Origin of the sequence: Luteimonas huabeiensis HB2, assembly GCF_000559025.1 — a bacterium.
GTDB lineage: Bacteria > Pseudomonadota > Gammaproteobacteria > Xanthomonadales > Xanthomonadaceae > Luteimonas > Luteimonas huabeiensis.
Genome location: NZ_JAAN01000044.1, coordinates 1 through 26,123, shown reverse-complemented (window position 1 = coordinate 26,123; position 26,123 = coordinate 1). Strand labels below are relative to the sequence as shown.

General features: G+C 73.4%; 22 protein-coding genes and 1 tRNA gene. 17 read left to right on the top strand and 6 right to left on the bottom strand.

Going from position 1 to position 26,123, the window contains the following annotated elements; genetic code table 11:
• Positions 1 to 50: 50 nt before the first annotated feature.
• From Z164_RS0117610 to Z164_RS22995, 3 genes are all read left to right on the top strand, one after another.
• Positions 51 to 3,101 (top strand): TonB-dependent receptor, encoded by a 3,051-nt coding sequence (locus Z164_RS0117610; protein ID WP_024891995.1) that lies wholly within the window; start codon positions 51 to 53, stop codon positions 3,099 to 3,101.
• A 64-nt stretch (positions 3,102 to 3,165) separates the two neighbouring features.
• Positions 3,166 to 4,557 carry a CehA/McbA family metallohydrolase domain-containing protein gene (locus Z164_RS0117605; protein ID WP_024891994.1) on the top strand — a complete coding sequence of 464 codons (1,392 nt, stop codon included), beginning with the start codon at positions 3,166 to 3,168 and terminating at the stop codon, positions 4,555 to 4,557.
• 171 nt (positions 4,558 to 4,728) lie between these two features.
• Positions 4,729 to 4,905 carry a hypothetical protein gene (locus tag Z164_RS22995; RefSeq protein ID WP_169735577.1) on the top strand — a complete coding sequence of 59 codons (177 nt, stop codon included), beginning with the start codon at positions 4,729 to 4,731 and terminating at the stop codon, positions 4,903 to 4,905.
• 138 nt (positions 4,906 to 5,043) lie between these two features.
• On the opposite strand, the gene hutU is transcribed toward Z164_RS22995, so the two are convergent.
• Positions 5,044 to 6,705, bottom strand: a complete 1,662-nt coding sequence (gene hutU / locus Z164_RS0117595) for a urocanate hydratase (RefSeq protein WP_024891993.1) — start codon at positions 6,703 to 6,705, stop codon at positions 5,044 to 5,046.
• Positions 6,706 to 6,726: 21 nt separating this feature from the next.
• The gene (gene hutH / locus Z164_RS0117590) at positions 6,727 to 8,262 is read right to left on the bottom strand and encodes a histidine ammonia-lyase (RefSeq protein WP_024891992.1); all 1,536 of its coding nucleotides are present in this window, start codon (positions 8,260 to 8,262) and stop codon (positions 6,727 to 6,729) included.
• Between the two features lie 110 nt (positions 8,263 to 8,372).
• Here hutH and hutC point away from each other — a divergent pair, with 110 nt between their 5' ends.
• From hutC to Z164_RS20935, 6 genes are all read left to right on the top strand, one after another.
• Positions 8,373 to 9,098: a histidine utilization transcriptional repressor HutC gene (hutC, locus tag Z164_RS0117585; RefSeq protein WP_024891991.1), complete on the top strand. Its 726-nt coding sequence runs from the start codon at positions 8,373 to 8,375 to the stop codon at positions 9,096 to 9,098.
• 113 nt (positions 9,099 to 9,211) lie between these two features.
• Positions 9,212 to 9,658, top strand: coding sequence for a CopL family metal-binding regulatory protein (locus tag Z164_RS0117580; protein WP_024891990.1), 447 nt, complete (start codon positions 9,212 to 9,214; stop codon positions 9,656 to 9,658).
• Between the two features lie 103 nt (positions 9,659 to 9,761).
• Complete coding sequence (locus tag Z164_RS0117575) at positions 9,762 to 12,464, top strand: TonB-dependent receptor domain-containing protein (RefSeq protein WP_024891989.1); 2,703 nt, start codon at positions 9,762 to 9,764, stop codon at positions 12,462 to 12,464.
• Positions 12,465 to 12,527: 63 nt separating this feature from the next.
• Positions 12,528 to 13,220: a PepSY domain-containing protein gene (locus Z164_RS0117570; RefSeq protein ID WP_024891988.1), complete on the top strand. Its 693-nt coding sequence runs from the start codon at positions 12,528 to 12,530 to the stop codon at positions 13,218 to 13,220.
• On the top strand, positions 13,217 to 15,043 hold the full coding sequence (locus Z164_RS20940) for a 2Fe-2S iron-sulfur cluster binding domain-containing protein (RefSeq protein ID WP_024891987.1): 1,827 nt from the start codon (positions 13,217 to 13,219) through the stop codon (positions 15,041 to 15,043). Before Z164_RS0117570 ends, Z164_RS20940 begins: the two co-directional genes overlap by 4 nt.
• 29 nt (positions 15,044 to 15,072) lie before the next feature.
• Positions 15,073 to 15,654, top strand: coding sequence for a DUF411 domain-containing protein (locus Z164_RS20935; protein ID WP_024891986.1), 582 nt, complete (start codon positions 15,073 to 15,075; stop codon positions 15,652 to 15,654).
• A gap of 18 nt (positions 15,655 to 15,672) precedes the next feature.
• On the opposite strand, the gene Z164_RS0117555 is transcribed toward Z164_RS20935, so the two are convergent.
• Both Z164_RS0117555 and Z164_RS0117550 read right to left on the bottom strand, forming a co-directional pair.
• Positions 15,673 to 16,725 (bottom strand): diguanylate cyclase, encoded by a 1,053-nt coding sequence (locus Z164_RS0117555; RefSeq protein WP_024891985.1) that lies wholly within the window; start codon positions 16,723 to 16,725, stop codon positions 15,673 to 15,675.
• Positions 16,726 to 16,998: 273 nt separating this feature from the next.
• A tRNA-Arg gene (locus tag Z164_RS0117550) sits at positions 16,999 to 17,075 on the bottom strand.
• A 91-nt stretch (positions 17,076 to 17,166) separates the two neighbouring features.
• On the opposite strand from Z164_RS0117550, the gene ubiA reads away from it, so the two are divergent.
• On the top strand, positions 17,167 to 18,069 hold the full coding sequence (gene ubiA / locus Z164_RS0117545; protein ID WP_024891984.1) for a 4-hydroxybenzoate octaprenyltransferase: 903 nt from the start codon (positions 17,167 to 17,169) through the stop codon (positions 18,067 to 18,069).
• A gap of 353 nt (positions 18,070 to 18,422) precedes the next feature.
• Here ubiA and Z164_RS0117540 read toward each other — a convergent pair whose 3' ends face one another.
• The gene (locus Z164_RS0117540) at positions 18,423 to 18,977 is read right to left on the bottom strand and encodes an HdeD family acid-resistance protein (RefSeq protein WP_024891983.1); all 555 of its coding nucleotides are present in this window, start codon (positions 18,975 to 18,977) and stop codon (positions 18,423 to 18,425) included.
• Positions 18,978 to 19,031: 54 nt separating this feature from the next.
• Positions 19,032 to 19,766 (bottom strand): ComF family protein, encoded by a 735-nt coding sequence (locus tag Z164_RS0117535; protein ID WP_024891982.1) that lies wholly within the window; start codon positions 19,764 to 19,766, stop codon positions 19,032 to 19,034.
• 49 nt (positions 19,767 to 19,815) lie between these two features.
• On the opposite strand from Z164_RS0117535, the gene bioB reads away from it, so the two are divergent.
• From bioB to Z164_RS0117500, 7 genes are all read left to right on the top strand, one after another.
• Entirely contained in the window at positions 19,816 to 20,910 is a 1,095-nt protein-coding gene (bioB, locus tag Z164_RS0117530) for a biotin synthase BioB (protein WP_024891981.1), read from the top strand.
• Positions 20,886 to 21,272, top strand: a complete 387-nt coding sequence (locus Z164_RS0117525) for a hypothetical protein (protein ID WP_024891980.1) — start codon at positions 20,886 to 20,888, stop codon at positions 21,270 to 21,272. The genes bioB and Z164_RS0117525 overlap by 25 nt, the downstream gene beginning before the upstream one ends.
• Positions 21,265 to 22,467, top strand: a complete 1,203-nt coding sequence (bioF, locus tag Z164_RS0117520) for an 8-amino-7-oxononanoate synthase (RefSeq protein ID WP_024891979.1) — start codon at positions 21,265 to 21,267, stop codon at positions 22,465 to 22,467. Before Z164_RS0117525 ends, bioF begins: the two co-directional genes overlap by 8 nt.
• A complete protein-coding gene (locus Z164_RS0117515) occupies positions 22,464 to 23,477 on the top strand; it encodes a multidrug resistance efflux transporter family protein (RefSeq protein WP_052338512.1) in 1,014 nt (337 codons plus the stop codon). The genes bioF and Z164_RS0117515 overlap by 4 nt, the downstream gene beginning before the upstream one ends.
• A 5-nt stretch (positions 23,478 to 23,482) precedes the next feature.
• Positions 23,483 to 24,265 carry a pimeloyl-ACP methyl ester esterase BioH gene (gene bioH / locus Z164_RS0117510; RefSeq protein ID WP_024891977.1) on the top strand — a complete coding sequence of 261 codons (783 nt, stop codon included), beginning with the start codon at positions 23,483 to 23,485 and terminating at the stop codon, positions 24,263 to 24,265.
• On the top strand, positions 24,262 to 25,167 hold the full coding sequence (gene bioC / locus Z164_RS0117505) for a malonyl-ACP O-methyltransferase BioC (protein ID WP_024891976.1): 906 nt from the start codon (positions 24,262 to 24,264) through the stop codon (positions 25,165 to 25,167). Before bioH ends, bioC begins: the two co-directional genes overlap by 4 nt.
• A 70-nt stretch (positions 25,168 to 25,237) precedes the next feature.
• On the top strand, positions 25,238 to 25,855 hold the full coding sequence (locus tag Z164_RS0117500; protein ID WP_024891975.1) for a hypothetical protein: 618 nt from the start codon (positions 25,238 to 25,240) through the stop codon (positions 25,853 to 25,855).
• The last annotated feature ends 268 nt before the right edge of the window (positions 25,856 to 26,123 follow it).

The following is a 26,123-nucleotide window of genomic DNA, read 5'->3' as shown; positions in this document are numbered from 1 at the left end:
GTACGCGCGCGCTGCCGCACGCGCCCCGCCAACCCTCACCGGACCCCACGATGCGCCGACTTCTCGTTCTTTCGATCGCCCTCGCCCTGCAGACGGCCGCGCCCGTCCTCGCCCAGGACGCGGGCGCGACCGCCACCCCCGCCATTCCGGCGCAGCCGCTGGATCGCGCGCTCGACGCGCTGTCGCGCCGGACCGGCCTGCAGTTCGTCTACAACGCCGAGGCCGCGGGCAATCCGCGCACGCACGCCGTCGATGCCGGCCTGCCGATCGAGGAAGGATTGACGCGGATGCTCGCCGGCACCGGCCTGCGCCATCGTCGGCTCAACGCCAGCACCGTGACCATCGAGCCCGATGACGGCGCCGCCGCGCCGCCGGCGGCGGCCGGACCGGCGACGGCGCCGAGCGCATCGCCGGCCACCACGGGCGCGGCCCTCGGCGCGCAGGCGCCGCTGCAACTGGAGAAGGTCGAAGTGGTCGGCAGCTACAGCCGCAGCCTGGAGCGCGCGGTGGACATCAAGCGCGCCAACCTGGCGTTCTCCGATTCGATCGTCGCCACCGACGTCGCCGACTTCCCGGAGCAGAACCTGGCCGAGGCGCTGCAGCGCATGCCGGGCGTGACCATCGAGCGCAACAAGGGCCTGGGCAGCCGCGTCAACATCCGCGGCCTGCCCTCGGACTACACCCACGTGGCGATCAACGACCTGGCCACCGCCTCGGGCAGCGGCGGCCGCGACGTCGAGTTCGACATCTTCGCCTCCGAGATCATCCAGCAGGTGACCGTGCAGAAGTCGCCGACCGCCGCCGACGAGGAAGGCGGCATCGCGGGCTCGGTGCAGATCTCGACCGCGCGGCCGTTCGACTACGCGGGGCGCAAGCTGGTCGCCTCCGTCGAAGGCGCGCGCAACTCCATCTCCGGCGAGAACGATCCGAAGTTCTCCTTCCTGGCCAGCGACACCTGGGGCGACTGGGGCGCGCTGGCCTCGTTCTCGCACGCCGAGCGCACCAACCGCACGGATTCCACCTCCGGCATCAACTTCCGCCCGATGTCGCGCTTCCTGGGCGCCTCCGGCGTGCGCGGCGAGCAGGCCGAGGCGGTGCTGGAGCGCGACGCCGGCGTGGTCATCGACGACCGCACCGACACCGACGAGAGCAACCTGATCGTGTTCCAGGACAAGGTCGGCGACCGCGTCTATCTCAACGAGCAGGAGAAGTGGGGCGCCACCGCCTCGCTGCAGTACCGGCCGAGCGCGAACTTCAGCCTGACCTTCGACGCCATGCTCGGCGGCTACGACACCACCGAGGACGAGTACGACGCCGCGGCCTACTCCGCCTCCAGCCGCAGCACGCTGGAGACCATCCACGACTACGACGCCGAGACGCTGGCCCGGCACGGCATCGTGGTGCTGCGCGACGTCTCCTACACCGCGACCCAGCACGAGTTCCTGAGCAAGGAACGCATTTCCGAGACCGACTACCGCCAGTACAGCGTGGCGATGGACTGGCGCGGCGATCTGTGGCGGATCGACGCGATGGCCGGCTACTCGGGCGCGGAGAAGACGCTCGACTACGCCAACCTCAAGCACGTCGCCTACGCGCCCTCGCGCACCCGCTGGACCGGCCGCAGCGGCGAGACGATTCCCAGCGACAACCCGGACACGATCGACATGTACGACGCGCCGGAGCGCTACCTGTTCGAGGCCTACGAGACCACCCTGGAGCGGGTCAGCGACGACAAGTACGCCGCCCAGGCGAACTTCTCGCGAGCCATGGACCTCGCCTTCCTGCCCGCGCTGCACACCGTGCGCTTCGGCGCGCGCCGCACCGACAAGTCGAAGGAGCGCGAATACGGCGAGGCCAAGATCGCCGGGCCCGGCGCCGGCGACAGCTCCTGGGCCAACACCCGCACCCTGGCCGACAGCCCGCTGGAGTGGATCGGCGACATCGTGCCCGGCGGTGAGTACCGCACCAAGGACCTTGCCTGGCGCCAGGTCTCGAACGAATACGCGCGCGGCGCGTTCCGCTACCCCGGCTTCGTCACCCCGTTCGAGGACGGCCAGTACTACCGCGTCGACGAGGACGTGACCAGCGTCTACGCGATGGCCGAGCTGGCCTTCGACCTGGGCCGGGTGCCGGTCTCGGCCAATGCCGGCGCGCGCTGGGTCGATACCGCGGTGACCTCCTCCGGCTACCACCCGGTGCAGCACGACGACGGCAGCACCGGCTACACCGACGCGCCGGTCTCGCGCGACGGCGGCTACACCGACCTGCTGCCCAGCTTCAACGCCACCGCGGAGCTGGCCGACGGCCTGCTGCTGCGCGCCGCCGCCTCCGAGACGCTGATGCGCCCGGCGCTGACCGACATCGCCTACAAGCGCACCGCGAGCTGGAGCTCGTTCCGCTTCACCGACGGCAACCCGGACCTGCAGCCGACCCGCGCCCGGCAGTGGGAGATCGGCCTGGAGAAGTATCTCGACAACGGCGGCCTGCTGGCGGCGTCCTACTTCCGCAAGACCATCGAGGGCGTGGTCGTCAACGCGCTGACCGGCGTGGTCGAGGACGTGCCGGTCTACAACGCCAACGGCACCCTCAACGGCATCTACGATTTCGACGTCTACCAGCCGGTCAACGCCGACGGCAGCTACGAGGTGGACGGCGTCGAGCTGATCGCGCAATTGCCGTTCTCGATGCTGCATCCCGCGCTGGAAGGCTTCGGCATCAACGCCAACTACACGATGCTCGACAGCTCGCTGGCCGGCGAGTCCGACCTCGGCATCGCCACGCCGATGCCGGGGCTGTCGGAGAAGACCTACAACCTCACCCTGTACTACGAGAACGACCGCTTCGACGCCCGCCTGTCCTACAACCACAAGGACGAGTACGTCGAGAGCATCGGCTACAACATGTACCCGATCTGGCGCGACGCCTACGGCCAGCTCGACGCCTCGATCGGCTACCGCATCAGCGACCGGGTGAAGATCAGCCTGAAGGGCATCAACCTCACCGACGAGGCCACCACCGGCTACACCATGGACCCGTCGTTCCCGACGATGTACGAACTGTCGGGCAAGCGCATCAGCCTCGGCCTGCGCGCCGATTTCTGAGCGCCCCGACCGCGTCGCCGCAGGCGCGTCGCCTGCGGCGACGCACGCAACCAGGAGTCTCCCCATGTCTCGACCCGTATCCCGGGCGCTGCTCGCGCTCGTCCTCGCCTGCGGCGGTTGCGCCCATGCCGCCGATCCCGACGCCGGCCGCGCGTGGCTGGCCGGCGATCACCACGTCCACAGCGAGTGGAGCGTGGGCTGGGACCGCGCGGTCTCGCCGCCGCGCCCGGTCCCGGGCGGCGATTCGCCCTACACCCGCACCCGCAACGCCCGGCAGGCGCTGGCCTACGGCCTGCGCTGGATGGTGCACACCGATCACGGCGGGCCGGGCCATTCGGCGGTCACCCGCGACCACGCCTGGCCGGCGCTGCAGCAGGCCAGGCGGGCGGTGCCGGCGCTGATCCAGTTCAACGGCATGGAGTTCGACGTGCCGGCCGCCGAGCACGCCTCGCTGATCGTCGCGCCGGGGCCGGACGAGCGCGACCAGCTGGTGGAGATCGAGCGCCGCTACAGCCGCAGGGAACCGCTGCAGGACGGCACGCGCGACGACGAATCGCTGATGCTCGACGCGCTGGCGTACATGCGCGCGCTGCCCGCGCCGCCGCTGCTCATCGTCAACCACCCCTCGCGCACCGCCACCGGCGTGGGCGCCTGGGGCGAGGTCGAGCCGCGCGAGCTGCGCGCCTGGCACGACGCCGCGCCCGCGGTGGCGATCGGCATGGAAGGCGCCCCCGGCCACCAGGCCACGCGCAGCGAGCGCGGCCTGTACCGCAACGCCGCCGCCCCGACCTTCGGCGGCTTCGACCAGATGACCGCCATCGTCGGCGGCGCGTGGGACGCGATGCTGGCCGAGGGCCGGCGCTTCTGGATCACCGCCAGCTCCGACTCGCACCAGAACCTGCGCGACGGCGGCCGCGACTTCGATCCCGGCGAGTACAGCAAGACCTGGGTCTGGGCGCGCCCGGAGGCCGGCGACATCTTCGACGGCCTGCGCGCAGGGCGCATGTTCGCGGTCACCGGCGACCTGATCGACGCCCTGGAGCTCACCGTGCGCGCAGAGGGCGACGCATCGCGGGCCGCCGCGATGGGCGGCCGGCTGGCCGCGCGTCCGGGCGAGCCGTTGCGCGTCGAGCTGCGCGTGCGCCAGCCCGCCTCGCCGAACGCGCACGGCCAGCGCCCGCGGCTGGAACAGATGGCGTTGATCGTCGGCGAGCCGGCCGCCGACGGCGGCGTGCGCACGCGCGTGCATCGCTTCGACCGCGAACGCATGCATCGCGACGGCGACTGGTGGTCGGTCTCCCTGGACCTGCCCGCGCCCGCCCGCGGCGGCTACGTCCGCGCCCGCGGCAGCAGCACGACCGAAGCCGAGCCGCTGCCCGACGCGCCCGGCGAGGATCCCTGGCAGGACCTGTGGTTCTATTCCAATCCGGTGTTCGTCGAGGCCGGTGCGCCGTAGCGGCACGGGCGCGCGGCGCTCGGCGTCCGCGGGGGCGACTCCATGCGACCCTCCGGATCGGCCGGAACCCGCCGGGACCGGAGGCGGGCGCTTTCCCGCCCATCGCACGTCATGCGGTGCGCACGCGGGTCGGAGGCTGGTCCTGGGGCGATCCGAGGTAGAATATCCGCCATGAAAACGCCCAGCCGCCCAGTCGGCGAGCGCCCATCGGGCCAGCGCCTCAAGGACGCCATCGTCCGGTCCGTGGCCAGCTCCACCGCCATCGAGACCGGTCAGCCCATCGACGGGCTCGAGCGCAAGTTGCGTACCGGCAGCAGCAAGTACGGGCACCTGAAGCTGGCGCGGTGAACGGCGATTCCGGTCAATCCTGACCGTTCCGCCAGGCCAGGGCGACGTAATGCCGCATGGGCGAATAGTCCCCGGCCAGCCACCGCCCCAATGGCCTCGCCGTTCGATCGAGCAGCCTGCGGCGGCCAGTTCCCGGAATCAGGCCATCGGCAGCTTCAGCCCCTGCTCGCGCGCGCAGTCCCTGGCGATCTCGTAGCCGGCGTCGGCATGCCGCATCACGCCGGTGGCGGGGTCGTTCCAAAGTACGCGCTCGATGCGGCGGTCGGCGGCCTCGCTGCCGTCGCACACGATCACCACGCCCGAGTGCTGGCTGTAGCCCATGCCCACGCCGCCGCCGTGGTGCAGGCTGACCCAGGTCGCGCCGCCGGCGACGTTGAGCATCGCGTTGAGCAGCGGCCAGTCGCTGACCGCGTCGCTGCCGTCGCGCATGGCCTCGGTCTCGCGGTTGGGGGAGGCGACGCTGCCCGAGTCGAGATGGTCGCGGCCGATCACGATCGGCGCCTTCAGCTCGCCGTTGCGCACCATCTCGTTGAAGGCCAGGCCGAGCCTGTGGCGCTGGCCCAGGCCCACCCAGCAGATGCGCGCCGGCAGGCCCTGGAAGGCGATGCGCTCGCCGGCCATGTCCAGCCAGCGGTGCAGGTGCGGGTCGTCGGGAATGAGTGCCTTGACCTTGGCATCGGTCCTGGCGATGTCCTCCGGGTCGCCCGACAGCGCCACCCAGCGGAACGGGCCGATGCCGCGGCAGAACAGCGGGCGCACGTAGGCGGGCACGAAGCCGGGGAAGTCGAAGGCATTCTGTAGCCCCTCGTCCTTGGCCATCTGGCGGATGTTGTTGCCGTAGTCGACGGTGGGGATGCCCTGCGCATGGAAGGCGAGCATCGCCTCGACGTGCACGCGCATCGAACGCTTGGCCGCGTCGCGCACGCGCTGCGGGTCGGTCGCCTGCGCCGCCTGCCATTCCTCCACCGTCCAGCCGATCGGCAGGTAGCCGTGCAGCGGGTCGTGGGCGCTGGTCTGGTCGGTGACGCAATCCGGGCGCACGCCGCGGCGCACCAGCTCGGGCAGCACCTCGGCGGCGTTGCCGAGCAAAGCGACGGATTTCGCCTCGCCGGCGCGGGTGTAGCGTTCGATCCGCGCCAGCGCGTCGTCCAGATCGACCGCCTGCTCGTCCACGTAGCGGGTCTTGAGGCGGAAATCGATGCGGCTCTGCTGGCACTCCACGGTCAGGCTGCAGGCGCCGGCCAGCGAGGCGGCCAGCGGCTGCGCGCCGCCCATGCCGCCCAGGCCCGCGGTCAGGATCCAGCGGCCGGTCAGGTCGCCGCCGTAGTGCTGCCGGCCCATCTCCACGAAGGTCTCGTAGGTGCCCTGCACGATGCCCTGGCTGCCGATGTAGATCCACGAGCCGGCGGTCATCTGGCCGTACATCATCAGGCCCTGGCGGTCGAGCGCGTCGAAGTGCTCCCAGGTCGCCCAGTGCGGCACCAGATTGGAGTTGGCGATCAGCACGCGCGGCGCGTCGGGGTGGGTGCGGAACACGCCGACCGGCTTGCCCGACTGCACCAGCAGCGTCTCGTCGTCGCCGAGGGTCTTGAGCGTGTCCAGGATGGCGTCGAAGCAGGCCCAGTCGCGCGCGGCGCGGCCGATGCCGCCGTAGACCACCAGGTCTTCCGGGCGCTCGGCCACCTCCGGGTCGAGGTTGTTCTGCAGCATCCGGAACGGCGCTTCGGTCAGCCAGGACCGGCAGGTCAGCGCCGTGCCGCGCGGGGCGCGGATGCGGCGGGCGGGGTCGTGTCGGGTCATCGGGGCCTCCGGGGCGCGGGGTCAGTCGTCGAGGCCGGGCAGCGCGAGGCCGGCGGCGGCCACCGCGCCGCCGCCGGTCACCAGGGCGGTGGCGGCCTGCAGGTCGGGGTGCACGTAGCGGTCCTCGTCCATCGCCGGCACCGCGTCGCGCAGGCGCGCGCGCACGGTCTCCAGCGCCTGGCTGGAGCGCAGCGGCGCATGGAAGTCGCAGCCCTGCGCGGCGGCCAGCAGTTCGATGCCGACCACGTGGGCGGCGTTGGCGGCCATGCGCCGCAGCCGGCGCGCGCCGTGCGCGGCCATGGACACGTGGTCCTCCTGGTTGGCCGAGGTGGGGATGGAGTCCACGCTCGCCGGGAACGCGCGCTGCTTGTTCTCCGACACCAGCGCCGCGGCGGTCACCTGCGGGATCATGAAGCCGGAGTTGAGGCCCGGCCGCGGCACCAGGAACGCCGGCAGGCCGGACAGCGCCGGGTCCACCAGCATGGCCGTGCGGCGCTCGGAGAGGGAGCCGATCTCGCAGACCGCCATCGCCAGCATGTCGGCGGCGAAGGCCACCGGCTCGGCATGGAAGTTGCCGCCCGACAGCGCCTCGCCGGTATCGGCGAACACCAGCGGGTTGTCGGAGACGCCGTTGGCCTCGTCGGCCAGGGTGTGCGCGGCCTGCCGCATCACGTCGAGCGCCGCACCCATGACCTGCGGCTGGCAGCGCAGGCAGTACGGATCCTGCACGCGCTCGTCGTGTTCCAGGTGCGAGGCGCGGATCGCCGAGCCGTGCATCAGCGCGCGCAGCGCCGCGGCCACTTCCTGCTGGCCGCGATGGCGGCGCAGGGCGTGGATGCGCGGGTCGAACGGGGTGTCGGCGCCGCGCGCGGCCTCGGTGGAGAGCGCCCCGGCCACCAGCGCGGCGCGGAACACGTCCTCGATCGCGAACAGCCCGGCCAGCGCGCAGGCGGTGGAGAACTGGGTGCCGTTGAGCAGGGCCAGGCCCTCCTTGGCGGCCAGTTCCACCGGCGCCAGCCCGGCGCGGCGCAGCGCGTCGGCCGCGGGCATGCGCTCGCCGGCGTGGAAGGCCTCGCCCACGCCCAGCATGGTCGCCGCCATGTGCGCCAGCGGCGCGAGGTCGCCGGAGGCGCCGACCGAACCCTGCGCCGGCACCAGCGGCAGCACGTCGCGCTGCAGCATGGCTTCCAGCAGGGCGAGCGTTTCCGGGCGCACGCCCGAGGCGCCGTGCGCGAGGCTGGCGAGCTTCAGCGCCAGCATCAGCCGCACCTCCGGCGCCGGCAGCGGCTCGCCGACGCCGGCGGCGTGCGAGAGCACGATGTTGCGCTGGAGCGCGGCCAGGTCGGCGGCATCGATGCGCACGCTGGCGAGCTTGCCGAAGCCGGTGTTGATGCCGTAGACCGGCGCGCCGCGGGACACGATCGCCTCCACCGTCTCCGCGCTGCGGCGCACGGCCTCGGCGGTGGCGGGATCGATCGCGACGGAGGCGCCGCCGAGGACGGCGCGCCAGTGCGCCAGCGGCACGGCGCCGGGGCGGAGCAGCAGCGGTGCGTTCAAGGCGATCTCCCTGGCCTGCGATTTATGTCTATACAATAATGGCGCGACCTCGCCGCCGTCCAGACGCCCCGCGCCGGCGCTCGTCCCCACCTTCGGAAAGCCTCCCGCGCATGGAGACCGCCGTCGCCGTTCCCCTCAACCAGCGCATCCGGGAGGACATCGAGCGGCGCATCCGCAGCGGCGAGTGGCCGCCCGGACACCGGGTCCCGCCCGAGCACGAGCTGATGGCCGAATACGGCTGCTCGCGGATGACGGTCAACCGCGCGCTCACCGCGCTGGCGCAGGCCGGCCTGGTGGTGCGCCGGCGCAGGTCGGGCAGCTTCGTGCGCGCGCCGGATCCGCGGTTCGAATCGGTGGCGCTGCAGATCCCGGACATTCCCATGGAGGTGGCCGAGCGCGGGCACGCCTACCGCTTCCGGCTGCTGTCGCGGCGCCGGCGCGCGGCCCGGCGCCGCACGCCGCACGAGATGGCGCTGGCCGACGCGCAGGGCCGGGTGCTGGAACTGCGCGGCGTGCACCTGGCCGACGGCCGGCCGTTCGCGCTGGAGACGCGGTTGCTCAATCCGGACGCGGTGCCCGGCGCGCTGACGATGGACTTCTCCGCCACCGCCCCGGGCAGCTGGCTGCTGCGCACGGTCCCGTGGACGCGCGCGCGCCACCGCATCGGCGCGGTGGCCGCCGACGAGGCGCAGGCCGCGGCGCTGCAGGCGCCGGTCGGCAGTGCCTGCCTGCGCATCGAGCGCCAGACCTGGCGCGGCGCGGAATGCGTGACTTTCGTCGAGCAGCTGTTCCTCGGCGGGCGCTACGAACTGGTGGCGGGCGCCGGCCCCGGCTGAACTCGCGCGCATACACCCTTCCCGTGAAGAAAGCGTTGACACCGGCGCGACGCGCGTGATAACTGTGACCGCGTTGGTATATACAAATAGCCACGGCCCATTCAGCGCCCGAAATGCACGCCAAGCCCGCCCTCCTGCGCGTCCTGCTGAGCCTGCTGCTCTGCCTCAACGGCAGCACGGCGCTGTGGGCGTCGGCGGGGATGGCGCTGGCGCCGGGACACCTGGCCGACCACGCCGGCGCGGACCAGGCGACCGGCGCGTCCCATGGCGACCACGGCGCCCCTGTCGCCTGCGCCGGGTCCGATCCGGCCGCGTGCCTGGCGTCCGCGGCGGACGCCGCGACCGCCGACGACCATCGCCACGCCGACGGCGAGCGCTGCGACTGCGGCGCCGGCATGATCGCCGGTTGCGCCTGCAACTGCGCCTATCCCGCGGGCACCATTGACGTCACGGTGCCGTTCGCCGGCCGCCACGCCCTGCGCAGCGAGCCGCCGCTGCACGTCGAGATCCTCGCCCCGCAACGGGGCAGCGGCAAGATCTTCCGACCTCCGATCAGCTGATCTGCGTCTCTCTCCCGGCATGCCTGCCGCGACGCGCGCGTCGCGCGCCTCGCGCATGCCCGCCACGCCAGATCGATTCCAGCTGTCTTCCGGAGAACCTCCCATGCCGTTCCAACGCCATCACCTCGCCCTGGCGATCAGCGCTCTGCTGGCCGCCGGGCCCGCCGCCGCGCAGTCGAGCGCGGCGCAGGACGAATCCGCCGCCACGCTCGACGCGGTGACCGTCACCGGCACCCACATCAAGGGCGCGCAGCTGTCGGGCGTGGGCCCGGTCAGCGTGGTCGACGCCGAAACCATCGCCCGCTCCGGCGCCACCTCGGTGGAGTCGCTGCTGCAGCGCCTGCCGGCCTCGGCCGGCTTCGCCGGCAACCAGGGCAACGCCTACTGGACCGGCAACGGCTACGGCACCACCCAGGTCAACCTGCGCGGCATCGGCATCAACCGTACCCTGGTACTGCTCAACGGCCGCCGCATCGTCAACGGCGGCACCGGCGCCAACAGCTCGGTCGACCTCAACGTCGTCCCGGTGGCGATCATCGAGCGCATCGAGGTGCTCAAGGACGGCGCGTCGGCCATCTACGGTGCCGACGCCGTGGCCGGCGTGGTCAACATCATCACCAAGCGCGGCCTCGAGGGCGCGGAGCTGAGTCTGCGCTACGGCAAGACCTTCCAGGGCGACGGCGCCGACCAGGCCGCCGACCTCGTGTGGGGCACCACCAGCGAGCGCGGCTCGCTGATGGCGGCGCTGAACTATTCCGAGGGCAAGGCGGTCAACATGGCCAGCCGCGCGCCCTGCGGCCTGGGCGAGGTGAACGGCGAACTGCAGTGCGTGGGCAGCTCCGCCACTATCGGCGGCCGCGCGCTGCTGGCCGACGGCCGCATGGTGAACTTCAATCAGGAGCCGGGCGGCGACGGCGATTTCTACGAGCCCTACGCCAGCCGCCACAACTACAACGGCAATCCGACGCTCAACGCGGTCAATCCGATCAAGCGCACCAGCTTTAGCGTGTTCGGCGACCTGGCGCTCAACGACAGCGTCGACCTGTTCACCGAGCTGATGTTCACCAACCGCCGTTCCAACCAGCTCGCCACGGCCGGCTCGGTCGGGCAGTACCGGCCGATCCGCATCGCCGCCGACCACCCGACCAACCCGACCGGGCAGGACCTGACCCTGGTGCGGCGCCGGCTGGAGGAAGCGGGCCCGCGCGAGTTCTACCAGGACGTCGACACCTGGCGCGTGGTGGCCGGGCTGGACGGGCACTTCGGCAACGGCTGGAACTGGAGCGCGGCGATCAACTACGGCCGCAACACCGGCATCGACGGCTCCACCAACGTCGCCAACCTGGATCGCGTCGACCAGACGCTCGACACCGCCCTGTGCAGCGACGCGCCGGGCGCGGCGATCCCCTGCGGCGACTACCTGGGTTACGGCGACCTCACCCCCGCCGTGATCGACTACATCATGTTCACTACCCGCGACAGCGGCGGCAACGAGCAGCGCAGCTTCACCGCCAACGTCAGCGGCCAGCCGTTCGAGCTGCCGGCCGGCTGGATGGGCTTCGCCGCCGGCGTCGAGCTGCGCACCGACCGCGGCTGGCGCGACCCGGACATCCTGACCCAGCTGGGCATCGCCAACAGCAATGCGCAACAGCGCATCGACGGCGAGTACGACGCGCGCGAGGCGTTCGCGGAGGTCTCCGTGCCGCTGCTGGAGGGCCGCCCGGGCGCCGAGCTGCTCACCTTCAACGCCGCGTTGCGCTACTCCGACTACGACCTGTTCGGCGGCGACACCAACTACAAGCTCGGCCTCGACTGGCAGGCGACGCCCGCGCTGAAGGTTCGCGCCACCTACGCCACCGCCTTCCGCATCCCGAACATCCCGGAACTGTTCGGCGGCGTCAGCGAGGGCAACCTCACCACCACCGACCCGTGCAGCGGCTGGAGCGGCGCGGACCCGTCCTCCAACATCTACCGCAACTGCCAGGCCGATGGCGTGCCGGCAGGCTACACCCAGCTCGGCAATACCGTGCTGACCCGCACCGGCGGCAACATCGAGCTGCAGCCCGAGGACGCCAAGACCTTCACCATCGGCACGGCGTGGACCCCCACCTTCGCGCCCGGCCTGACCCTGACCGTCGACTGGTTCGACATCCGTATCGAGAACGCGATCCAGAGCGTGGCCGGCTCCACCAAGCTGTCGCTGTGCTACAACAGCGACGGCCTGTCGCACCCGTTCTGCAGCGACAGCAACTTCACCCGCAACCCGGTCACCGGCGAGCTCGACTTCCTCTCCTCGCAGCCGGTCAACGCTGCCAGCGAGCGGATCTCGGGCCTCGACCTCGGCATGCTCTACGAATTCGCGTTCGCGGGGCTCGACGCCACCTTCGACCTCGACGTCTCCTACCTCGACCGCTACGACCTGACCCCGTTCCCGGGCGGCAACACCATCGAGTACGCCGGCAGGATCACCGGCGGCCGCGGCAGCTTCGCCAAGTGGCGCTCGTTCGGCTCGCTGGTGCTGGCGCAGGGCCCGTGGTCGGGCTCGTGGAGCGTGCAGTACATCGGCGGCGCCGACGACATCAACGCCTCGCCCGGCGACATCGGCGACCATGCCGGCAGCCTGACCTACCACAACCTGCAGCTGCAGTACGCGGTGAGCCAGGCCTTCGACATCGCCCTGGGCGTAGACAACCTGTTCGACAAGCAGGCGCCCTTCATCCAGAGCTACACCGACGCCAACACCGACACGATGACCTACGACCTGCTCGGCCGCCGCTGGAACGCCAAGCTGAGCTATCGCTGGTGACGCGGGCGGGGGGCCGGCCCGCCGGTCCCCCCGCGCATGTCCGACATCGCATCGGGGGTACGCATGAAACCTGCGTTCTGGGCGCGCCGCGCCCACAAGTGGATCGGCCTGGTCGTGGGCGTCCAGGCCTTGCTGTGGACGGTGAGCGGCGTCTACATGACGGTGATCTCGCTCGACATCATCCACGGCGACCATCTCGCCCACGCGCACCGCGAGCCGCTGGCGCCCGAGGGCGGCTACATCGCCCAGGACGCGCTGCTGGCGCGCTATCCCGACGCCCGGGGCATCGCGCTCAAGCGACTGCTCGGCCGCGACGTGTTCGAGCTGCGCACCGCCGAGGGCGCCCTGCTGGCCGACGCACGCAGCGGCGAGCGGCTGACCCCGCTGCCCGAGGCGGACGCGATCGCGCTGGCGCGTTCGCTGTACCAGGGCGAGGCGCAGGTGGAGCGTGCCGATTGGGTGACGCAGGCGCCGCAGGAGGTCTCGACTCGGCCGGTGCCGATGTGGGCGGTGCACTTCGCCGACCGCGGCGCCACCACGCTGTACCTCTCGCCCGATACCGGCGAGCTGCTCGCCCGCCGGCACAGGCTGTGGCGCTGGTTCGACTTTCTGTGGATGTTCCACATCATGGACTACGACGCCCGCAGCGACGTCAACAACACACTGCTGCGCGTCGCCTCCGCGGTCGGGCTGCTGTTCGCGCTCAGCGGCGTCTGGCTGCTGTTCTACGGCTTCCGCCGGAGGACGCCGGCATGACGCCCTGGATGCGCCGCCTGCACAAGTGGATCGGGCTGCTGGTCGCCGCGCAGTTCGTGCTGTGGATGGTCAGCGGACTGATGATGGCCTGGCTCGACCACGACCGCGTGCAGGGCCACACCTGGCGCGCGCACCCGGCCGAGCCCGCTGCGTGGCCGCGCGACGCGCTGCCCGCAGCGCAGGTGCTCGCCGCCGGCGGCGACGTGCGCGGCGTGGCTTCGGCCTGGCTCGGCGCCACGCCCGTGTACGAGGTGAGCGACGCCGCCGGCACGCGGCTGGTGGACGCGCGCAGCGGCCTGCCGCTGGCGCTCGATTCCGAGCGCGTGGCGCGGCTCGCGCAAGCCTCCTACACCGGGCCGGGGCTGCCGGGCACGCCGCAGCTGGTGGAGCGCACGCTCGAGGCGCGGGGTCACCAGGGTCCGTTCTGGCGCGTGGACTTCAGCGACGCCGAGGACACCACCGTCTACCTGTCCGCGCAGACCGGGCGGGTGCTCGTGCACCGCAACCGCACGTGGCGGCTTTTCGACATCTTCTGGATGCTGCACATCATGGACTACACCGGCCGCAGCGACTTCAACAACCCGCTGGTGGTGATGGCCGGCATCGGCGGGCTGTGGATGTCGCTCAGCGGCGTCTGGCTGCTGGTGGTGAGCTTCCGGCTGCCGGAGTTCGTGCCGCGGCGCTGGCGCCCGCGGCGCGCACTGTCGGTGTTCGCGCCCGACGGCGCCCTGCTGCGCACCGTGCCGGCGGCCGCCGGCGAGACCGTTTACGTCGCACTGGCCCGCCACGGCCTGCAACTGCCGTCCAACTGCGGCGGCGGGCAGAGCTGCGGCCTGTGCGAAGTGCGCGTGCGCGGCCGCGCGCCGGAACCGACCGCGGCCGATCGCGCGCACCTGCCGGCTGGCCGCCTGCGCATGGGCTACCGCTTGGCCTGCAACCTGCCGCTGGACGCCGACGCCGAGGTGGAGGTGGCCGGCGGCGCCGGGCTGTGGACCGAATCGGCCGCCACCGTCGAGCGGGTCGAGGCGGTCGCGCCGTTCCTGCGCGAGATCGTGCTGCGCCCCGACGTTGCGCCCGGGCCGGACTACCAGCCCGGCGCCTACCTGCAGGTGCACGTGCCGGCCTACGAACTGCCGCGCGAGGCGATCGCCTACCCGGACGCGCATCGCGCCGACTTCGAAGCGCTCGCGCTCCCGGCCACGCTGCGCAACCGCGAGCCGGTGCGGCGGGCCTACTCGCTGTCGCTGGCGCCCGCGGCCGACGGCGGCCGTCTCGGCCTGCTGGTGCGATTCAGCCCCGGCGGCGCGCGCGGCGGCCGCCACCCGCCCGGCAAGGGCTCGGCCTGGGTCTACACGCTCAAGCCGGGCGACCGAGTGCGCTACAGCGGCCCCTTCGGCGACTTCGCGCTCAAGCCCGGCGGGCGCGAGAAGGTGTTCATCGGCGGCGGCGCGGGCATGGCGCCGCTGCGGGCGATGATCCGCGCGCTGCTGGGCGCCGGGGCGAGCGAGCGCATCCATTTCTGGTACGGCGCGCGCGACCTGCGCGAGGCGCCCTACGTGGACGAGATGCGCCGGCTCGCGCGGGAGCACGCGAACTTCAGCTGGCACTTGGTGCTATCGGAGGCGGCGGAGTGCGGCGACGGCCTGCAGCGCGGCCTGGTGCACGAGGCCGCCGGCGCCGGTTTGCTCGCGACGCACCCGTCGTTGCACGATTGCGACTTCTACCTCTGCGGCCCGCCGGCGATGCTGGCCGCCACCCGCCAGCTGCTGCAGCGGCTGGGGGTGCAAGACGACCGGATCGCCTTCGACGACTTCAAGATCTGAACGCGGCGCGCGCCGCACAGGAGCCGACCATGACCCGATGGTGTCTTTCCCTGCTCGCCGGCCTCGCGCCGATCGCGCTGGCCGCCTGCGCGGAGCCGGCGGCGACGCCGGCGCCCGAGCCCGTCGCGGCGTCCGCGGCCGCGATGGACGCGCGCCCCGCGCCGCAGGCCGCGGCCGCCGGCGCGCCCGTCGCCGCGCCGGCCACCTGGCCGCGGATGGTCGTGCACAAGACCGCCACCTGCGGCTGCTGCGGCGCCTGGGTCGAGCACGTGCGCGCGGCCGGGTTCGAGGTCGAGACCATCGACCACGCGGAACTGGGCGAGGTGAAGTCGCGCCTGGGCATTCCCTACGGCAAGGGCTCCTGCCACACCGCGGAGATCGGCGGCTACTTCATCGAGGGCCACGTGCCGGCCGAGGACATCCAGCGGCTGCTGGCCGAGCGCCCGAACGCGCGCGGCCTGGCCCTGCCGGGCATGCCGATGGGCTCGCCGGGCATGGAAATGCCCGACGGCAGCCGCGAGGCCTTCACCGTCGAGCTGATCGCCGCCGACGGCGCTTCCGCGCCGTTCGCGCGGCATCCCGCGAAGCCGCCCGCCGCGGCGTCTCCGTAACGGCGCGCCCGCCGCGGCTCAGGCCAGCTCGATGCGGTCGCGGCCGGCGGCCTTGGCCCGGTACAGCGCCGCGTCGGCGGCGCCCATCCACTGCTCCAGCGTGCGCACGTCGTCGGTCAGCTCGGCGATGCCGATGCTCAGCGAGCAGCACAGGTCCGGGTGCTCGTCGAAGCGCATCGCCCGCACCAGGTCGCGCGCGCGCTCGACGATCCGGGCGGCGGCCGCGCCGCTGGTGTCCACCAGCAGCATCGCGAACTCGTCGCCGCCGTAGCGCGCCGGCATGTCGATGTCGCGCACCGTCCCTTCGAGGATGCGCGCCACCCGTTCCAGCACCCGGTCGCCCATGCCGTGGCCGTAGCGGTCGTTGACCTCCTTGAAGCGATCGACGTCGATCAGCACCAGCGTGATCGGCCGCCCGGTGCGCCGGTAGCGCAGGAACTCGTGCTGCGCGCGCGCCTCGAAATGCCGGCGGTTGGGCAGCTGGATGTGCGGGTCGGTGCGGTTGAGCCGTTCCAGCGCGCGGTTCTGGTCGGCGATCCGCCGGCCCAGGCGGTGGTTGAGCAGGCTCAGCGCCACGCTGTAGAGGAACAGGAACGGCAGCGTCGCGGCCAGCGTGCGCGGCGAGGTCGCCGGCTCGAACGGGAAGCCGAGCGCCCACCAGGCGATGGCGAAGCCGGCCAGCAGGGCCAGGCACGTCCGGCCCAGCAACGCCGCGCCGCCGGCCGCGATCTTGTCCGCGGTCAGGGCCGTGACCAGCACCGCCGAGGGCACGGCGCTGACCGCCATCGCCGCGATCCACGCGCCGCCGAAGCAGGAATCGAGCGCCAGGCAACGGAACTCCGTCGCCGCCGGCCGGCGCGCGCGCCGGCCCAGCCGGACCGCCAGCTGCGGCCAGGCGAAGGCGTTGAGCAGCAACAGGCCCCAGGCCCAGGCCGGGGCCGCGCGTTCGTCCAGGACCGAGGCGATCGGCAGCATGGACAGCGCCGTGCCGAGCATGCGCATCCGGTAGATGCGTTCGACGAACCTCAGTTCGCTCGCTCGGCGCTCCTCTGCGATCGCGTAGTGGGGCACGGCACGGGTCCTTGATGCGCATGTCGGGCAGTGTCGATCCCGGCATGGCGCGCGGAGGCGTCCGCGTGCCGTACCAACCGATCCAGGGCGGGACGGGCGGCGGCGGCGCGACGCCGGGCGCGCGCGCCGACGGGATGGCCCGCGCATTTCCGTCTGGGCCGGATCAAGTCCCTGTGAAGCCGTGGCGGGAGGGCGGCCGCGTCCCGGAGCGGAACCGCAGCGCGACCGACGGGCCGCGCCGGGCATCTCCCGGTCGCGTGCGCGACGAAGGGATGGCGCGCCTGGAGGGATTCGAACCCCCGACCAACGGCTTCGGAAGCCGCTACTCTATCCGGCTGAGCTACAGGCGCGTAGCGGGGTATTGTCCATCATCGCGGCGTTTCGCGCGAGTCCGCCCCGCCCGACGTCGCCGGCGTCCCCCCGCGCAGGAACCCGAGGCCGTTGAACACCGAACCCGCCCGCCATGCCCCGCCCGCCGCGCCGCGCTGGCGCGAGCGCCTCCGCCAGTACTGGAAGCTGACCCGCGGCGACCGGCCGATCGGCTGGCTGCTGCTGCTGTGGCCGACGTGGTGGGCGCTGTGGCTGGCCGCCGGCGGGCTGCCGCCGGCGTGGGTCCTGTTCGTGTTCACCGCCGGCGTCTGGCTCACGCGCGCGGCCGGCTGCGTCATCAACGACTACGCCGACCGCTGGCTCGACCCGCAGGTCGAGCGCACCCGCGACCGCCCGCTGGCCAGCGGGCGGGTCTCCGGGCGCGAGGCGCTGGCGCTGTTCGCCGCGCTGATGCTGGCCGCGTTCGCGCTGGTGCTCACGCTGAACCGCCTGACCGTGCTGCTGAGCTTCGTCGGCGTCGCGCTCGCGGCGACCTATCCCTACCTCAAGCGCTACACCCACCTGCCGCAGGCGTACCTGGGGCTCGCCTTCGGCTGGGGCATCCCGATGGCCTTCGCCGCGGTGCAGGGCGCGATACCGCCGCTGGCCTGGGTGCTCTACGCGGCCAACCTGTTCTGGACCGTCGGCTACGACACCTGGTACGCGATGGTCGATCGCGAGGACGACCTGCGCGCCGGCGCCAAGTCCACCGCGATCCTGTTCGGCCGCCACGACCTGGCGATCCAGGGCGTGCTGTACGCGCTGTTCTTCGCCGGCCTGGCCGTGGTCGGCCGGCTCGCCGCGCTGGGCGCCTGGTACTGGGCGGGTCTGGCGGCGGCCGCGGCGCTGGTGGTGTGGGAATTCGCCATCGCGCGCGGCCGCGAGCGCGCCGCCTGCTTCCGCGCCTTCCTGCACAACCACTGGGTCGGCACCGCCGTCTTCGCCGGCCTCGCCATCGACCTGGCGCTGCGCTAGGCGCCAGCGCGTATCGGCGTTACGACCCGCAACGCCGAAGCTGTGCCTGTTCCCGCAAGCAGAGCCAAGTCGTCCCATCTCCCGCAAGCGGGCCCATGCTGTCCCTTCTCCCGCGAGCGGGGGCATATTGTCCCTTCTCCCGCAAGCGGGGGCATATTGTCCCTTCTCCCGCAAGGGATGAGGGCCGCTTCGGACGCCTGCGGCGTGCCCCCATCCGCCTTCGGCACCTTCCCCCGCTTGCGGGGGAAGGGAAAGACAGGATGCCCCCCGCTTGCGGGGGAAGGAAAAGGCAGCGTTCCCCCCGCAGGCGGGCACTGCGCGCCGGATGCCGGTACAGCCAGGGCTGCCGCCGCTCACATCGGCCGCGCGCGCCTGCGCAGCCGCAGCGCCACCGCCACCTGCAGCGCGCCGTAGAACAGCGCGCCGATCGCGATCCACACCGCGATGGCGATCAGCCCGATGCCGGGCCGGGCGAAGAACAGGATGCCCAGCGCGATCGCCAGCGCGCCGCTGAGCGCCAGCAGCCATTCGCCCCGCACCAGCTTGCGTATCTGGATCGCGAACACGATCCGGGCCACGCCGGCGACGATCAGCCACAGCGCCAGTACCCACAGCAGCGCCGTGGCCATCTCCGCCGGCCGTAGCAGCGCCAGCGCGCCGAAGCCGATCGAGACCAGCGCGTAGAGCGCCAGCAGCCAGCGCGGCAGCGCCAGGTCGCGGCGAGCGATGCTGAGCAGGCTGACCGCGCCGTCGGCCAGCGACAGCGCGCCGAAGGTCAGCACCAGCGCGATCACGGAAAGATCCGGCCACAGCAGCATGGCCGCGCCGAAGGCGATGGCGACCAGGCCGTACAGCAGGAACACCCACCAGCTGCGGTGCAGCGCGTGGACGAGGGGCGGGGCGGTCATGGACGGTTCCTTGCGCGCGGGGACACCCCTGGATACGCCCGCCCCGCGACAGGGTCAAGGCACGCGCGCGCAGACCCACGCATCCACGCGGTCGGCGCCGGCGCGCCGCAGCGCCCGTGCCGCTTCGGCCAGGGTGGCGCCGGTGGTCATCACGTCGTCCACCAGCGCGACGTGGCGTGGCATGGCGCCCGTGCCGGCCGCGCGGAACGCGCCGCGGACGTTGCGCCGCCGCGCGGGGGCGTCCAGGCGCGATTGCGGCGCGGTCGCGCGCACGCGCCGCAGCAGGTCGGCGCGCAGCGGCAGGGCGAGGCCGCGGGCCAGCGGGCGGGCCAGTTCCAGCGCCTGGTCGTAGCCGCGTTCGCGCAGGCGCGCCGGGTGCAGCGGCAGCGGCACCAGCGCGTCCGGGCGCGGCGCCTGCGCGCAGGCCGGCAGCATCCACTGCGCCAGCAGGCGCCCGCAGGCCAGGTCGCGGTGGAACTTGAAGCGCGGCAGCAGGCGGTCGAGCGGGAAGCCGTAGCGGAACGCGGCCAGCGCCAGCCCGAACGGCGGCGGCCGCCGCAGGCAGGCGCCGCAGGCCGGGCCGGTGCCGTCCCCGGGCGCCAGCGGCGCGGCGCAGCGCGGGCAGGCTGGGCCCAGCCAGGGCAGCGCCCGCGCGCAGGGCGCGCACAGGCCGTCGCCGGCGGCCGGCTCGCGGCAGAGCGGGCAGCGCGCCCGCCACAGCGATCGCGCCAGCCGGGCGGGCCAGCCGTCAACCGCACGGGGGCGGATCGAGTTGACAGGGGCGGGCATGGTTTCCAGACTGCCGGGTCCGCTTCCCAGCGTCCGTCGGAAAACGCCCATGTCCGCCGTCAGCCCAACCCGGCCGCAGGCCGAAGCCGCGGCCCACGCCCCCCGCTACGACTGGAGCCGGCGCGAGGTCGAGGCGCTGTTCGCGCTGCCCTTCCCCGAGCTGCTGCACCGCGCGGCCACCGTGCATCGGGCGCACTTCGACCCGGCCGAGGTCCAGGTCAGCACCCTGCTGTCGGTGAAGACCGGCGGCTGCCCCGAGGACTGCGCCTACTGCCCGCAGGCGCAGCGCTACCACACCGGCGTGCAGGCGACCAAGCTGATGTCGACCGAGGCGGTGCTGGAGAAGGCGCGCCAGGCCAAGGCGGCCGGCGCCTCGCGCTTCTGCATGGGCGCGGCCTGGCGCTCGCCGAAGGACCGCGACATCCCCAAGGTCGCGGCGATGATCCGCGAGGTCAAGGCGCTGGGCCTGGAGACCTGCGCCACCCTGGGCATGCTCAGCGGCGAGCAGGCGCAGGCGCTGAAGGCGGCCGGCCTGGACTACTACAACCACAACATCGACACCGATCCCGAGTACTACGACTCGATCGTGCGCACCCGCGAGATCCAGGACCGGCTCGACACCCTGGCCCGCGTGCGCGACGCCGGCATGAAGACCTGCTGCGGCGGCATCGTCGGCATGGGCGAGTCGCGCGCCCAGCGCGCCGGCCTGCTGCACACCCTGGCCACGTTGCCGGCGCACCCGGATTCGGTGCCGATCAACCGCTTGGTGCAGGTCGCCGGCACGCCGCTGGCCGAGCGCGACACGGTCGCGGAGCTGGACCCGTTCGAGTTCGTGCGCACGATCGCGGTGGCGCGCATCCTGATGCCGAAATCGATGGTGCGGCTGTCGGCCGGGCGCGAGGAGATGAGCGACGAGCTGCAGGCGCTGTGCTTCCTCGCCGGCGCCAACTCGATCTTCTACGGCGAGAAGCTGCTGACCACCGGCAACCCCGATACCGAGCGCGACCTGGCGCTGTTCGCGCGCCTGGGCCTGAAGCCGATGCAGGTGACGGTGGATGCCGACGGCCACGACGGCATCGCCCATGGAGGCGGCGGCACCGTGCACGCGGACATCGTCGAATGCGCGAGGAGCCGCGCGGCGTGATGCCCTGGGGCGCCGCGCTGTACCTGCTGCTGGTCGCGGCGATCGGCGTGCTGCACTTCGTCGTCGAGTGGCGCGCCGGCGGCCACCGCCCGCGCGCCGTGCTGCGGCTCGCGGCGGTGGCGGTGATCGGCGCCGGCGTGGTGCTGTTCTACCGCGGCAGCGGTGCCGGCACGCTGTACATGCTGGCGCTGTTCCTGTCGGCGTTGCTGATCGCGCGCAAGTCGGTCGAGGACGCGCACGCCGCGCGCGCGCCCGCGCCGGGGACCGCGGCGCCGCCGCCGTGGCTGGGCCTGACCCGCCTGCTGCTGCTGCCGGCGATCGGCTGGGGCGCGATGGCGGTCTGGACCCAGCAGCATGCCTGAGCGGGAACGCCTGGGTGCGCGCATCGCCGCGCAGCGCGAGCGGCTGCGCGCGCAGTCGCGCCTGCGCACGCGCCGCACCGTCGCCCGCCGCGACGGCGTGCGCGCCGAGGTCGACGGCCGCTGGCTGCTGAACTTCTGCGGCAACGACTACCTCGGCCTGGCGCAGCACTTCCAGGTCGGCAACGCCCTGCAGGACGCCGCCGCGCGCGAGGGCGTGGGCGGCGGCGCCTCGCACCTGGTCTGTGGCCACCACGCCCACCACGCCGCGCTCGAGCGCGAGGTCGCCGACTGGCTGCAGGTGCCGCGCGCGCTGCTGTTGGGCAGCGGCTACGCCGCCAACCTCGCGGTGCTGCAGGCGCTGCTGGGCGAGGGCGACGTGTGCGTGCAGGACCGGCTCAACCACGCCAGCCTGATCGACGCCGCGCGCTTGGCCGGTTGCCGGTTGCGCCGGTATCCGCATGCCGATCCCGAAGGCGCGCTGCGGCAGCTGCGCGCCGCGCCCGGCGGCGCCGCGGTGCTGGCCACCGACGGGGTCTTCAGCATGGACGGCGACCTCGCCCCGCTGCGCGCGCTGGCGCTGGCCGCGCACGCGCAGCACGCGCTGCTGTACGTGGACGACGCCCACGGCATCGGCGTGCTCGGCCCCGAAGGGCGCGGCAGCGTGGCCGCCGCGCGGCTGGACCGCCTCGCGCGGCCGCTGCAACTGGTCACCCTGGGCAAGGCGCTGGGCGGCTACGGTGCGATCGTGGCCGGCGACGAGGACCTGATCGAGCATCTGGCCGGCACCGCCCGGCCCTACGTCTACACCACCGCCTTGCCGCCGGCGCTGGCCGCCGCGGCGCTCGCCGCGGTGCGGCTGGCGCGGCGCGAGCACTGGCGCCGCGAGCGCCTGCAGGCCTTGATCGCGCGGCTGCGCGCCGGCGCCGCCCGCCACGGCTTCGACCTGCTGCCCTCCGAGACTCCGATCCAGCCGCTCGTGTGCGGCGACGACGCCACCGCGCTGGCCTGGTCGCAGGCGCTGGAAGCGGCCGGCTTCTGGGTCGCCGCGATCCGCCCGCCGACCGTGCCCGAGGGCCGCGCGCGCCTGCGCATCGCCCTGAGCGCGGCGCATGCCGATGCCGAGGTGGACGCGCTGGTCGAGGCCCTGGCCGCCGCGCGCGATCGCCTCGCGCCCGCCGCCGGCCCCCGCGCATGAGCGCGCCGCCGCGCAACGGCCTCGCCCTGGCCGCGGTGGGCATCGCGCTGGCCTCGGCGCTGTTCTTCACCATGACCTACGTGCTCAACCGCGCCAGCGCCTCGGAAGGCGGGCACTGGGCGTGGATGGCCTCGCTGCGCTACCTGATCACCCTGCCGCTGATGCTGCCGCTGATGCGCTTCCAGGGCGGCGCGCGGCCGGTGCTGCGGGCGATCGCGGCGCACCCCTGGGCATGGCTGCGCTGCGCGGGGATCGGCTTCGTGCTGTTCTACTGCATGCTCAGCTACGCCGCCGCCAGCGGACCGTCCTGGCTGGTGGCGGGCTCGTTCCAGTTCACCGTGATCGCCGGCATGCTGTGCGCGCCGCTGCTCTATCGCGACGCGCGCCGGCGCATCCCGCCGGCCGGGCTGGCGGTGGCGGCCATGATCCTGGCCGGCGTGCTGCTGATGCAGTTCGGCCACGCCCGCGCGGAGCAGGCCGGCGGGCTCGATCGCGCCGGCTGGATCGCGCTGGGCTGCGTGCTGGTGGCGGCGATCAGCTACCCGCTCGGCAACCGCCTGCTGCTGCTGCACCTGGAGCGCAGCGGCGAGCCGCTCAACGCCACCCAGCGGGTGTTCGGCCTGACCCTGGCCAGCCAGCCGCTGTGGCTGCTGGTCGCGATCTACGCCGGCGCGCGCGCCGGGGCGCCGGCGATGGCCCACGTCTGGCTGGCCGCGGGCGTGGCGCTGTTCGCCGGGGTGATCGCGACCATCCTGTTCTTCCAGGCCACCGGCATGGTGCGCGACCAACCGCTGGCGCTGGGCGCGGCCGAGGCGATGCAGGGCGCCGAGGTGGTGTTCGCGGTGCTGCTGGGCGTGCTGCTGCTGGGCGAGGACTGGCCGAGCGGCGCGGCGCTGGCGGGCGCGGTCGTGGTGATCGCGGGCATCGTCGCCTTCGCCTGGGTGGTGGCGCGACCGGCCGCCGGCAGCGAAGCGAAGACCCGGGCGCTGAGAACGGACAAGGGCGCATGAGCGAGTTGCACATCCAAACCCTGGGGCAGGGCCCCGATGTGGTGCTGCTGCACGGCTGGGCCATGCACGGCGGCGTGTTCGCGCCGCTGGTCGAGGCGCTGCGCGGCGACCACACCCTGCACCTGGTGGACCTGCCGGGCCACGGCCACAGCCGCGCATCGGCGTTGCCGCTTGCGCTGGCGCCGGTGGCCGACGCGCTGGCCGCGCGGCTGCCGCGCGCGCTGTGGCTGGGCTGGTCGCTCGGCGGCCTGTTCGCGCTGCAGGCGGCGTCTGCCCACCCCGGGCGCGTGCGCGGCCTGTCGATGCTGGCCGCCAGCCCGCGCTTCGTGCGCGCCGACGACTGGCCGCACGGCATGGCCGCGCAGGTCTTCCGCGACTTCGCCCAGGGTCTCGGCGCGGACTACCGTGGCACCCTGGAGCGCTTCGTCGCCCTGGAGGCGTTCGGTTCCGATGCCGCCCGCGACGAGATGCGCACCCTGCGCGAGGCGCTGTTCGCGCGCGGCGAGCCGGCGGCGCGCGCGCTCGCCGACGGCCTCGACCTGCTCGAGCGCAGCGACCTGCGCGCCGTGCTGCCCGATCTGGCGATGCCGAGCCTGTGGCTGGGCGGGCGCCGCGACCGCCTGGTCGATCCGCGCGCATTGCAGGCGGCCGGCGCGCTGGCGCCGCGCGCGCGCGTGGAGGTGCTCGCGCACGCCGGCCACGCCCCGTTCCTGACCCACGCCGAAGAAGTGGCGGCGGCGCTGCGCGCGTTCGAGGCGACGCTGGCCGACGACGGGGGCGCGGCATGAGCGTGTTCGATCCCCGCCATGTCCGCCAGGCCTTCGGCCGGGCCGCGGCGAGCTACGCCGATGCCTCCGCGCTGCAGCGCGAGGTCGAGGACTGGCTGCTGGAATCGCTGATGTACCTCGACGACCGCGTGCCGGCCACGGTGGTGGACCTGGGCAGCGGACCGGGCCGGGCGGCGCAGGCCATGCGCGCGCGTTGGCCGCGCGCCCGCGTGCTCGCGCTCGATCTCGCCCTGCCGATGCTGCAGGCGCAGGCGCCGCGCGGGCGCGGCCTGCGCGCCGGGCTCGGGCTGCGGCGCGCGGTCGATCGCGTCTGCGCCGACGCGCGCGCGTTGCCGCTGGCCGACGACAGCGTCGATCTGCTGTTTTCCAACCTGTGCCTGCAGTGGGTGGACGACCTGCCGGCGGTCTTCGCCGGCTTCCGCCGGGTGCTGCGGCCCGGCGGCATGCTGCTGCTGTCCACCTTCGGCGAAGGCACCCTGGGCGAGCTGCGCGCGGCCTTCGCCGAGGCCGACGAACGCCCGCACGTCAGCCCCTTCGTCGGCATCGCCGGGCTCGGCGACGCGCTGATGCAGGCCGGCTTCCGCGATCCGGTGCTCGACCGCGAGGCGCTGCGCCAGGACCAGCCCGACCTGCCCGCGCTGATGCGCGCGCTGCGCGCGATGGGCGCGACGAATGCGCTGGCCGAGCGCCGCCGCTCCCTGACCGGGCGCGGTCGCTTCGCCCGCGCCGCGCGCGCCTACGACGCCCTGCGGCCCGCGCCCGGCGCGCCGCTGCCGGTCACCTGGGAAGTCCTCACCGCGCTGGCCTGGGCGCCCGAGCACGGCGCGCCGATCCGCGAGGGCGGCGCCGAGGTCGCGCGCTTCCCCGCCCACGGCATCCCGGTCCGGCGGCGCGCCAGCTGAGGCCGCGGCGCGCACGCGGGATTCAGCCCGCGCCGCCTAGACTCCCGCCGTCCGACCCGGAGCCGCGCCGATGCCCAGCCGACCCTTCCGCCCCTCCACCTGGTGGCTCGCCGCCTGTCTCGCCGTGCCGGCCGCGCCGCTGGCCGCGCAGCAGGGCCCGGCCATCGACCTGTCCGCGATCGATCCCGCGCTGGTGATCCAGGGCGTGGGCGACGTGATCCTGCGCGCGCCCGACCGCGACATCGACGGCGTCTACCAGGCGGTGCACGCCGCCTCACGCGACGAGCGCGAGGCCGAGGCCCTGTGCGCGCTGTTCGACGCCGATGCCGATCGCAGCCTGCTCGGGCTGCAGCGCGCCGCCAATGCGCTGGGCCCGGACAGCCGCCAGCGTTTCGTCGATGCGGTGCTGGCGCTGGCGGTCTCGGGCAGCCAGGGCGTGCCGCGTCCCTACGACGCCGCCGCGGCCGAGCAGGTGCTGCGCCAGGCCGGCGTGAGCGCCATGCTGCTGCACGACGGTTTCATGATCGGCATGTCGGCCACCGGCGACGACGCCGCCAGCCGCGCCGCGCGCTGCCGTTCGTTCCGCCAGCTGGTGGACGTGATGCAGGACTTCCCGCTGGAGCAGCGCGCGCTCGCCACGCGCTACCTGCTGCGCGAGGGCCTCGACCGCTACGGCGCGGAGTTCTAGGCTGTATAGACATTATTCAGCGCGCGAAAGGCCCGCTCTTGGAGACACGCTGTCTTTGGCCCGCCTCCGCAAGCGGGGAGCATCTTGCTTTCCCTTCCCCCGCAAGCGGGGGGCATCCTCTCTTTTCCTTCCCCCGCAAGCGGGGGAAGGTGCCGAAGGCGGATGGGGGGCACGCCGCAGGCGTGCGAACGCGCCCTCATCCGGCGCTGCGGAGAAGGGACGACATGCACCCGCATGCGGGAGAAGGAACGACATGCACCCGCTTGCG